At 46.0% G+C, this 10,803-nt stretch carries 8 protein-coding genes; 4 read left to right on the forward strand and 4 right to left on the reverse strand.

Annotated elements, in window-relative coordinates:
- The first annotated feature begins 134 nt into the window (after positions 1-134).
- The 3 genes from QUA24_RS22415 (at position 135) to pgsA (ending at position 2,360) form a co-directional block, all read left to right on the forward strand.
- Complete coding sequence (locus QUA24_RS22415) at positions 135-845, forward strand: sugar transferase (RefSeq protein WP_333232187.1); 711 nt, start codon at positions 135-137, stop codon at positions 843-845.
- 83 nt (positions 846-928) lie between these two features.
- Positions 929-1,774 carry an ADP-ribosylglycohydrolase family protein gene (locus QUA24_RS22420; protein ID WP_333232189.1) on the forward strand — a complete coding sequence of 282 codons (846 nt, stop codon included), beginning with the start codon at positions 929-931 and terminating at the stop codon, positions 1,772-1,774.
- A 67-nt stretch (positions 1,775-1,841) separates the two neighbouring features.
- Complete coding sequence (gene pgsA, locus QUA24_RS22425) at positions 1,842-2,360, forward strand: CDP-diacylglycerol--glycerol-3-phosphate 3-phosphatidyltransferase (RefSeq protein ID WP_333161064.1); 519 nt, start codon at positions 1,842-1,844, stop codon at positions 2,358-2,360.
- 97 nt (positions 2,361-2,457) lie between these two features.
- On the opposite strand, the gene QUA24_RS22430 is transcribed toward pgsA, so the two are convergent.
- The 3 genes from QUA24_RS22430 to QUA24_RS22440 form a co-directional block, all read right to left on the reverse strand.
- Positions 2,458-4,203: a diflavin flavoprotein gene (locus QUA24_RS22430; protein WP_333232191.1), complete on the reverse strand. Its 1,746-nt coding sequence runs from the start codon at positions 4,201-4,203 to the stop codon at positions 2,458-2,460.
- Positions 4,196-4,825 (reverse strand): hypothetical protein, encoded by a 630-nt coding sequence (locus QUA24_RS22435; protein WP_333215228.1) that lies wholly within the window; start codon positions 4,823-4,825, stop codon positions 4,196-4,198. Before QUA24_RS22435 ends, QUA24_RS22430 begins: the two co-directional genes overlap by 8 nt.
- A gap of 153 nt (positions 4,826-4,978) precedes the next feature.
- Positions 4,979-6,706, reverse strand: coding sequence for a diflavin flavoprotein (locus tag QUA24_RS22440; RefSeq protein WP_333232193.1), 1,728 nt, complete (start codon positions 6,704-6,706; stop codon positions 4,979-4,981).
- Positions 6,707-7,138: 432 nt separating this feature from the next.
- On the opposite strand from QUA24_RS22440, the gene QUA24_RS22445 reads away from it, so the two are divergent.
- The gene (locus QUA24_RS22445; RefSeq protein ID WP_333232195.1) at positions 7,139-7,378 is read left to right on the forward strand and encodes a hypothetical protein; all 240 of its coding nucleotides are present in this window, start codon (positions 7,139-7,141) and stop codon (positions 7,376-7,378) included.
- A 700-nt stretch (positions 7,379-8,078) separates the two neighbouring features.
- On the opposite strand, the gene QUA24_RS22450 is transcribed toward QUA24_RS22445, so the two are convergent.
- Positions 8,079-10,298, reverse strand: a complete 2,220-nt coding sequence (locus QUA24_RS22450) for a Calx-beta domain-containing protein (RefSeq protein WP_333232197.1) — start codon at positions 10,296-10,298, stop codon at positions 8,079-8,081.
- Between the last annotated feature and the right edge of the window lie 505 nt (positions 10,299-10,803).

Below are 10,803 nucleotides of genomic sequence, written 5' to 3' on the forward strand. Positions count from 1 at the left end.
AAAAAATACATAGAAACTTTATAAAAGTGTGATTGGTTTTTAAAGATTGTGCAAAGCTGAGCATTTCAGCTTCCGCAGATTTGGGATGGCTCATAAAATAGACGTAAGAGATCGTTAAAGTTGAGAGAAATCCTATGAAATTTCCGATGGGTGCCTCGTCGAAATCATCATTATCAGAAATGCTGTCCTTATTTTTTCAAGAATTTACTTACAAAGTCTCTGTATCAAAACAACAACATCACCGATCCGTAACGAGCAAGGTAAAACGGTTAATCGATATTTTGGGCTCGCTGCTGGGACTGGCAATTGCTGCTGCGGTGGCGGTGCCGGTGGCAGTGGCGATGCTGTTGGACAATCCGGGCCCGCTGCTTTACAGTCAAGTCCGCTGCAGCTTCCAAGGGCGACATTTCAGAATATGGAAATTTCGATCGATGGTTGTCGGTGCAGAAAACCTCAAACATTTAGTTAGGAACCAAGCCAAGGGTCACATTTTTAAGAATGAAAATGACCCGCGAATTACCCGCGTCGGCCGCTTCTTGCGGTGCACGAGTTTGGACGAGTTGCCTCAATTCTGGAACGTGTTAGTCGGCGACATGAGTTTGGTGGGAACTCGACCGCCCACTCCCGATGAAGTTGCTGCCTATGACGATTTTCACTGGCAACGTTTAAATGTCAAACCCGGTATGACTGGGGAGTGGCAAGTCAACGGACGGTCTGGAGTTAAAGACTTTGACGAGATTGTACTCATGGATCTCGACTATCAGCGCAAGTGGTCTGTTGTCTACGACATCACTCTGATTTGCCAAACAATTTGGGTTGTCTTCAGTAAAAACGGTGCGTGTTAATAGACTTGCTGTTTTGGGGTGTTTTTGGATTTTAAATTTTAGGAAAAAACAGGGGATGAAATAGTAGGAAACGGATTAAATATATGTTAATAGAATTAGCGATTGGTGATGCTTACGGTGCGGGTTTTGAATTTGTTGACCAGCAGACGATCGAATTGTACAACAATCTCAACGGCTACATCAAGCATCCCCGTCACGATATCCAGCCTGGATGTTACACGGACGATACGCAGATGAGTTTAGCCGTCGCAGAAGCTATCGTCAGCCGAGAACCTTGGACACCGGAACTTTTAGCCAGCAAATTTGTTGCAGCTTTTCAGCGCGATCGGCGATTTGGTTATGCTGGTAAATTTTACAATTTTTTGCTACAAGTTCAAGACGGAAAAGAATTCTTAGAAAAAATTCACTCCGCTAGCGATAAAAGCGGATCTGCGATGCGAGCCGGGCCCATTGGGGTTTTTCCTACTATTGAAAAAGTCATCGAAAATGCTACCATTCAAGCTGCAATTACTCACAACACTCCTGATGGAATTAAAGCAGCTATAGCGGCCGCTTTGATGTCCCATTACTTTATTTATCAGCTAGGTTTAAAGAAGAATTTGGGAAATTTTCTAGAAAAGCACGTAGCTGGTGAATGGTCGATACCTTGGCAAGGACAAGTCAGCGTTAAAGGTTTAGTCTGTGTTAGAGCAGCTATTACTGCTGTCATGCGAAATGATAGTATGAGCAAACTGCTCCAAGATTGCATTGCCTTTTCTGGAGATGTGGATACAGTAGCCACTATTGCTTTAGCGGCTGGTTCCTGTAGCAGTGAAATTGCCCAAGACCTGCCAGAAAATCTGGTACAAGGATTAGAAAATCAATCTTACGGCCGAGATTATATCATAGAACTGGATCGGCAGTTAATAAATTGCAGGAGCGACTTCTGATTTCTTCCTGATATCTGTTACATCCGTTAAATCCCTTACACTGCGCGTTGCCGAACTTCTTGCTATTATGAATTTGCCTAATTTGATTACGTTTTCTCGCTTGCTGGGAGTGCCTTTTCTGCTCTACGGTTTGTACGACCCAAGCGCGCAAAGTCGCTGGATTTGCACCGCAATTTTTGTTGTAGCTGCGGCTACTGATTGGCTGGACGGCTATTTGGCTAGGAAGCTGAATCAAATTACAGATTTGGGAAAGTTTCTCGATCCTTTGGTGGATAAATTGTTGGTTCTCGCGCCGCTTTTGGTATTGATTGAGTTGGGGAAAATCCCGGCTTGGGGAGTGTTTTTGATTTTTGGTCGGGAGTTGACAATTGCGGGGTGGCGTGTTAATAAAACTACGATTTCGGGAGCTAATATTTGGGGCAAATTGAAGACGGTGAGTCAGATTGTGGCGATCGCACTTTTAATTGCTCCTCTGTCTGAAGCGTGGAATTTTCCCACATTAATTGCTTTTTGGGTTTCTGTAGCTTTAACTTTGATTTCTGGCGCTATTTATCTGTGGCCGGAAAAGACTGCTGAGGACAAGTAAATCGGTTTTATTTAAACCGCAGATGAGCGCGGATGAACGCAGATAAAAACTTCGATATATTTGTAGGGACACGGCATTGCCGTGTCCTAGCCGCAGCTTAATAATGACTCCCAGATTTCCGGTAGTGCACCGCTGTCACTCCGTCATTCTTGAGCAAATGACCGTTTTCAATTGCCGCATAAACTACCCAGTGATCCCCGCATTCCATCCGACTTATCACTTCGCATTCGAGATAAGCTAGAGCCTCAGTCAAAACCGGACAGCCGTTGCTAGCTTCCATTGTTTCGACTCCGGCAAATCTGTCTTCTCCCGGAGCAAAGTTTTTCATGAAATACTTCCGCAACTGTCGCCCTTCTGCTAAGATATTGAGCACAAATTTATCTCCGGCGTACATCAAAGCTTCGATCGATCGATCTTTCGCCACCGCAATCGTCACACCGGGCGGATTAAACGTTGCTTGCGACACCCACGAAGCCAGCATCGCACTGGCTACCTCCCCCCGCTTCGCCGAGAGTACGCACAGCGAACCAACCAATCTCCCTACTGCTTGTTCAGTGCGATCGCTCCCCGCTGCTAACTGCGGTTTCGGCGCCCGCAATTTTTGCGATCGAATCAAAGCTTGAGCAAAATCCGTTCCCGCTTCTTTGCACTCGTGAATTGTCGCCGCCGTCGGCTTAAATTTAGCTCGAATCGGCTCAAATCCAATTCGATAGCCAGCATCTTTTAGCTTGTTTTCCACTAAGTCGATCGCCTCTCCACTCCAGCCAAAAGAACCGAAAACCCCCGCTAATTTGCTCTTAGTTGCGGTAGATAAAACTATTCCCAAAGCAGTTTGAATTTGCGTCGGAGCGTGTCCTGCTAGCGTGGGAGTTCCGATGATAAATCCCGCGCATTTTTCGATCGCCTCTTGAATTTCTCCCGGTTCGGCAAATTCGCAGTTGATACTTTCCACCGCAACGCCGGCTTTAGTAATTCCTTTGGCGATCGCCTGGGCTAAAGTAGCCGTATTTCCGTAAGCCGAAGCATAAATCAAAGCAACTGTCAAGTCTTTTGAATTTTGTTGCTGGCTCCATTCCCGATACAAATTGCTCAGTTCATTAAGGCCGTAACGGACGATCGGGCCGTGACCGGGAGCATAAAATGCTGTGGGTAAATCGGCGAATTTATCCATTGCCGCCAGCACTTGTTTTGCCTGAGATGCGTGCAGGGAATCGTAATAATAGCGCCGATCTTCGCTGTAAACGCTCCAGCCTTCATCGAATACTTGGTCGCCGCAAACGTGAGCTCCAAATAGTTTGTCAGTGAACACGATTCGAGTTTCCGGATCGTAGGTGCAAAGTTCATCAGGCCAGCGAGGAGTCGGAGTCGCGATGAATTTTAAGGCGTGACCTTTTCCTAAATTAAGAGTTTCTTCTCCCCGAACTATCATAATGTTTAATTCTTGGTCGGGAAAAGCAGCTCGTAAACTAATTGCGGCGGGATTCGTGCAAACCAAAGCTACTTGAGGAGCTAAGTCTAACAGAGCTTTAATTGTGGTTGCTCTGTTAGCATTGAAATGACCCAAAATTATGTAATCCAGCTTGGTCAAGTCCACCCGTTGCTGCAAAAATTCCAGGTAATTTTGAGTAAAAGATTCCCCCGGCGGGTCGAACAAAGCAGTTTTGTCAGCTTGAATAATATAACTGTTGGCTGTCGTACCCTTTTGCAGCGAATACTCGACTTCAAATTTGAGTCTGTCCCAAGTGCGCGATCGCACAATAAAAGTATCGAGTGCGATCGGGATAAACTGCACATCGCGGGGTTTGGCATCGGATGCGAGTCTAGGAGTCAAAGTGTTAGTCATTAATTGCACCTATGAGAAACTGAACTACAGAACTTCTTTTGATTTCGTGCCAAAACTTGGTATCTACAATGTCAAACCTTGCACCTCGATCCTGTAGATTGGTATCCAGGTCAATCAGAAATTCCCTGGTTGTCAAATCATCCCCAATTTGGATAAAGCTCACTCCAATTTCTTCATCTTTATCTATCGTATTGGCCGCACTTACAAGAATTTCGGCAACAGCAGCAGTATTTTCTGGTTTTTGATCTAGGACTGCAACAATTATTGCTCCGTTCTTCCCTTTGGCATTTGGTTTGCTTGCGAAATAATCACTAAAAGTTGCTTTCAGAGCTTCTTCCAAATTAATTGCAGTCGGGTTTTCTGAATCCGGTTCCGTATTTTGTCGCTGCAAAATTTGAGCTAACCGGGCAACATTTGAATTTTTATACTTCCACATAGGAGTAGAAGCTTCGTAAAGGGTGATGCCGTCGCTGTCAAATTCCTGACATTTTTTTGCTAAGTCGATCAGAGATGCCTGTGCTTCTACCCAATCCTCGTACCAAGGATGGTGAGGGTCTCTGCTGGCATCGCTTCTGGCAATAATAATTGTGTAATCTCGGTCTTCTAAAAGATTGGCAGGCATTGGCAATTCCTAAAAGTGAAGATGGAAATGCAAAAGGTAAGAAAAGGCTTATGGCGAACCGTAAGTTTAGCTGCAGGTAAGCTTCGCCATAACCACCCTACGTTGAGAGTTTTTGCGTAGGTAAGGTGCCGCATAAGCACCCCAACTTCCTACCTAATAATGATTTCCAACTTTTCGGTGGTGAACAGCAGGCAGTGCATCTGGATTGGAGACGCGGCCGCTATCGACGATCGCATATACGATATGATGATCCGAAAGTTCCATCCGGCTGACTACTTCGCATTCCATGTAAGCCAAAGCATCTGTCAGAATGGGAGAACCGTTGGTTGCTGGTTGAGTTTTAACTCCGGCAAATCGATCGGCACCAGGAGCAAAACGCTTTAAAAAGTGCCTCATCAAGGTTTGATAATTGCCTTCTTCCAGCACGTTGAGAACAAATTTATCTCCCGCGTGCATCATAGATTCGATCGCCCGATCCTTCGCAACTGCTATTGTTAAACCTAGCGGTTTAAAGCTAGCTTGAGTTACCCAAGAAGCCAGCATCGCACCGCTAACATCGCCTTTTTGGGCGGTGATGATGTACAGTCCGCCGCTGATCCGTCCCAAAGCTTTATCGAGGTCGCTGTCGAGGGATTTCATCTGTTTGACAGCCTTGTCCCGCGTCAGCCACTGTCCCAAGTCGGTGCCGGCTTCGTCGCAAAGTTGATAACTCGCTTCTGTCGGCGTTTCTTTAATTAAAATGTTGGGAAATGCTTCTTTTAAACCCAACTCTTTGAACTTGTTTCGCAGCGGGTAAATAGATACGTCATCGCCACCGCCGGATTCGCACAAACCGAAAGATTGTTTGTTGTTAGCCGCAACTAAAATTGTGTTGATAACAGCTTCGGCATTCGCAGCAGCAGTACCGCTACTCGGCGGCGAACAAATCACGATACCGGCGGCGGTACCGACAAGTTCGCGGGCTTCTTGCAAGTCGGCGATTCTCAAATCCATCATTTCCACTGCGACACCGGTTTTGGTGATACCGTGGGCGATCGCTTGGCTGAGTCGATCGCTAAATCCGTAGTCGGAAGTGTAAAATACCGCTACAGTGGTTTCTGCCTTAGCTTGGGCTTGGCTCCACTTTTTGTAGCGCCCGGTTAGTTCAACTACGTTGTGCCGCAGCAAGGGCCCGTGACCGGTCGCAATTGTACCGATTTCTCCCAACTCTGCCATCCGCTTCATGGCAGCGAGTACCGATCGAGCATTGGGAGCCATCAAGCACTCATAATAAAAGTGGTAATCTTCCTCAACTGCTGCTAAATCGTCATCGAAGGTGCTGTCGGTACAGTAGTGCATCCCGAAAGCATCACAGGTGAAGAGCACTTGAGTTTTGCTGTCGTAGCTGAAAATAGTATCGGGCCAGTGCAAGTTCGGCGCCGATACGAATTCGATAATGTGGCCGTTTCCTAAATCTAGTTTGTCCCCGTTTTTTACTACCAATCGCTCAAATGGTTGGTGTACAAGGTTTTCTAAAAATTGAATTGCTACTTTCGCCCCCACGACAATCGCTTGGGGTGCCAGCGCCAGCACGTCTTTGACTAAACCGCTGTGGTCTGGTTCGGTGTGGCTGATAATTAGATAGTCAATCTCTTTGGGGTCGATTTCGCCCGTCAGAGTTTCCATGTATTGCTGGCGAAACTTCTCGTGCGAGGTATCGACGAGGGCTGTTTTTTCACCGCGAATGATGAATGAGTTGTAAGTTGTACCGTTTTTGAGTCCGAATTCGATGTCAAAGCGGTCTCTATCCCAGTCCAGGCATCGAATTGCCGTTGTATCAGAGGCAATTTCGACTTTTTCCACGGTCAATCTGCGTTGCACTCGTTCAGTCAGCGCTACCATCAGTGCCTCCTTGTCTGTTACCCATTACCTTATTGTTTCCATTCTGACACGTTTCTTTTGTAAATCTTTATCAAATTTCCTATCACTCAGTTAAGCATCCCAAAATTGAGATAGATATCTTGACAAAAAGCAAATATGTGTGGTATTGAAACCGAGTTCGATCGGTTTGGCGATCGAGGTACTGAGTTTTGCATGGAAATTGCGATCGAGCAGTCAATTAGTTAGTAGCCACTTAAAAGCTGTACAAAATGTGCAGTCAGACGATCGAATAAAAAATCCCAAATCCACAGGGCAAAATCGATTAAGTGAAGTAAAGCTATGTCTGAAAGTTCCTTTGATAAAACTAATTTGGGTTGGCAATTAGGACAGTCGCAACAGCCATTGCAGGAGTGGTAGGAACTAAAAACTGCCCAAAATATACCGAATGTCAAATTGCCATCTTGGTTTGATTCCCCCATCTTGGGGACGATCGCTAAACCCAGCTTTTGGTTAATCTTAGCATTGCTCGCAGTCTGGGCAAATTGGCACATTTGGCAACTGTTACGTTTTTATATTCATAATTTCAAAAAGAGGAATCCAACAACTGATGGCAGTACGAAACAAACAATTAACGATTTGTCCGTAGCAGAGTGGTTGTTGCGATCGCAAAAATTGCAGCAACAAGGCAAATAGCGCCAAGTTTGCCGCTGTCTTTACATGGCTTTGTTGCAGCGGTTAAATGATGCGGGAACCGTAGTTTACCAACCCAGCCCCACTGATGGCGAATATTTGCAATTAATCCAGCAATTACCCCAACCAGTGCCTTAAAAAACTTTGATAAGAATACATCAACAACTATATTTTAGGAATAGGAGAGCTGACCCCTCAACCTTTGAACAGTGTCAGCAAGCTTATCAACAAATTAATGATTAAGTAGGTAAGCGCAAAAAAAACAATAATATCCAATCGATAAATTTAGCGACGGGTTTTACCAACAATAATTACCACAAACCAACAATGTCAAAAACCACCAGCCAATAGCCAATTGCAATCTAATTATTTCCATATACAAGGGTTCAAGGTCGTACTCGAATAATGCGCGTAGCATCTAAGAGTACGACCTTGAAAGGGTGCTATCAGACCAGACTTGCAAATGGGTTGAAGGTGACGAAACTATTACCAGCAATGGGATTCGGGTCGAGGCAGCCCACAATCAGCCCTGTAGGTGAATCCCATTAGTTGTCGGTGCCAGCGACTGTCACACAGCGAAGATTTTACCTGCGTACCTCGCTTTCTTGAAAAAAGCTGTAGTGAGGAATCAGACTGATAAAAAGCATTTAACTACTTGCGAGACATATTAGTAGAGCAAGGATTACTCGCCCTACTAACAGCCTTAAAGCAGAGTAATTGTAGTGGATCCCGGAATGCCGACATTCGCACCTGGGCCAAAGCTTAAACCCACATTCCCACCAGTCAAACCTGGAGTATTGGTAATCGTCAGACTAACGCTAGTTTGACCGGGATTAAAGTTAACCGTGCCTCCAGTAAAATCCCTGAATGGATTAATGGTGTAGTCTATGAAGTTAAAAGGTTGACCAGAACCCGTAGGAGGAGCAATCAAATAGTCCACCGAAGCCGAAACCGAAGTATTGCCAGTCCGATTAATTGTAAAAGTTCCAGACTGACCATCAGCAACAGAACCAGGAGACGAACCGTAAGAGAACACAGTCGGAGCCACAGCACTAGGATCGATAATGCTCAAAACTGCCACTGACGGACTAGCCAAACTGCCACCAGCCAAGAACAAATTCACCGTTTCAGTAGGCTCCCCCGTGATATTGTCAAATAAAGTTTGAACCGGAACTTGTGCGCTAGTTTGTCCGGCTGCAAAAAAGACCCCTTGAGTCACACTGTTGTAATCCGCTGGAGAACTAGCACTACCGTCACCCGTGCTGAACAAAATCGCACTCGCTGCCGTAACGTTGCCACTGCGATTGATGGTAATCGGCGCAGTGCTGCCCTCGTTGACGCTGTAATTAGCCGCACTGAAGAAATATGTGATTGGCGCCGGAGTTGTCGCCGGAGTTGGGGTCGGAGTTGGCGTCGGCGTCGGCGTCGTCCCAGTTGTCGCCACATCATTAATTGTCAAAATTGACGGATTACTGGCGACATTGCCACCGAAGAGCACCAAATTCACCGTTTCCGGCGATTCCAATGTCAAATCACTCAAAGCCGTCACGGTGAAACTAGCGGTAGTTTGCCCCGCAGCAAAATTCAACACCCCCGCCGACGTTCCAGTGTAGTCTGGTGCACTGCCTGTTGAACTTGCCGAACCGTCAAGAGTAGAGTAGTTAATCGATCCAGCCTCCGTGCCACCGGTGCGAGTAACGTTAATCGTAGCCACGCCGCCTTCAGCCACCGTGTAATTTGGTTGGGCGAACTGGAAGAGACTTGGAGACGTAGGCGTCGGCGCCGGAGTTGTCCCCGGAGTTGTCGCCACATCATTAATTGTCAAAATTGACGGATTACTGGCGACATTGCCACCGAAGAGCACCAAATTCACCGTTTCCGGCGATTCCAATGTCAAATCACTCAAAGCCGTCACGGTGAAACTAGCGGTAGTTTGCCCCGCAGCAAAATTCAACACCCCCGCCGACGTTCCAGTGTAATCCGGTGCACTGCCTGTTGAACTTGCCGAACCGTCAAGAGTAGAGTAGTTAATCGATCCAGCCTCCGTGCCACCGGTGCGAGTAACGTTAATCGTAGCCACGCCGCCTTCAGCCACCGTGTAATTTGGTTGGGCGAACTGGAAGAGACTTGGAGACGTAGGCGTCGGCGTCGGAGTTGGCGTTGGCGTCGGAGTTGGCGTTACATCAATGCCTTGATATTGAATACTCCGCACTAGGTAGTCGGAACTATCGCTTTTGATGGAGGTGGTAGTGGCGTAGGCAGCGGTGGGGCTATCGTAGGCTTTGGCGGAGAACCGCAGTTCGTCAAAAGCAACGCTAGTGGAATTTGCTTGTATCTGGAATGTGAAATTGCCATCGTCACGATCGCCAATGAAAGTCACTCCATCTGAAGACTGAGCGATCAGTTTTGGAGTGGTAGGAGGGGTGACGCGAGCGATCGTAAAATTGCTGGCCGATACCTCCGTCCCATTATTAAAGAGTTTCAGCAAACCAACTTCATTGCCTTGATCGTTCACTGTAGAAGTTGATTTGGGAAGTAATCCACTGAGGCTGATCGTGGCGCTAGTGATGTCTTTGTTATCTCCCCATTTCACCTTCAGCGCTTGAGATTGATTGGTGTTGGGGTCATAGTTGATTTCCGCCCGCAATTTATTGACATCGGTAAACCAACCACTATAAGAGCCTAGGACACCAATACCACCGATACCGCCGTAGCTCAACCCGCTTTTAGGGGTTTCGTTCGTTGCTAACGTGAGGTTGCTGATGGGAATAGGGTTAGTGTAGTTCGTTTCAAAGCCATCAAAAGCTATCCCAGAGAGTTGGATGCCTTGATTCTTGGCGGCAGTAGGCCATTGTGTAATTAGGTCACTGATGCTGCTGTAATTAGTGGTTGTACCCAAAGAACCAGTGAATGAAGTAGCCATAGATTCTCCTTTGATGATGAGTAATTAAGGATTAGAAGTGACTGAAAACCAGAGGTTGGGCTTTCTTGTAGCGATCTGTCACTGCAAGAAAAATTGCCTCATACGTGCAGGTAAATCAAGTAAAAATGCTTGCCCAATCAGCATCTGAAGGTATTATTGCCCCCGATTAAATATTGAGTGTAAATAATTACACCTACTTAGACCTATTTACATAGGGATGTTTAACTTTCATCATCAATAGGTTTTATCCGGAAAAATTGCGATATTTTTTTCAGCCCTATAAAAAGCGGGTTTTACACATCTGTAGAGGAGAGCTTAAATCCCAAATTCCGAGCCGCCCAAGAGGCCGCGTTTACTGCTTCAGCGGACAAAAGTGAATCAGCAGAGACTATTATAAGTAAAAATACTCAGGATTTTATATATCTACGCATAAGTAGCTAGACAAAATTAATTACATAGTTTTCTCCAAATTCTTTCAGGATTTTTTCCACAGAGGTAACAAAAG

It is taken from the genome of Microcoleus sp. Pol12B5 (assembly GCF_036701335.1).
GTDB lineage: Bacteria > Cyanobacteriota > Cyanobacteriia > Cyanobacteriales > Microcoleaceae > Microcoleus.